The following is a 219-nucleotide window of genomic DNA, read 5'->3' as shown; positions in this document are numbered from 1 at the left end:
GTGTGATAACGACTGGCCAGATATGCATAATCCAATGTTTTGCGGCATTCGTTGCCAAGAATATCCATATAATATTCCGGCTGTAATGTGTCATCGGTCAGTGTCCCTGTCTTGCCAAAGGAAGCGCGTCCATGGGGCGCAAACAGACCATTGTAAAAAATATCAATGCCATGCAGGGTTTTGGCAGTATGGATACCCTTTGTGTGGACAAGACAGGGA

General features: G+C 46.1%; 1 protein-coding gene. It reads right to left on the bottom strand.

Annotated elements, in window-relative coordinates; all coding sequences use genetic code 11:
• The coding region (locus tag H6B10_RS17220; RefSeq protein ID WP_204652539.1) for a hypothetical protein at positions 1-219 on the bottom strand (219 nt) is incomplete at both ends.

It is taken from the genome of Gemmiger formicilis (assembly GCF_016901605.1).
In the GTDB taxonomy this organism is placed as follows: domain Bacteria; phylum Bacillota; class Clostridia; order Oscillospirales; family Ruminococcaceae; genus Gemmiger; species Gemmiger formicilis_B.
Note: the sequence above shows the minus strand (reverse complement) of the source record. Positions and strands in the feature narration are given on the sequence as shown.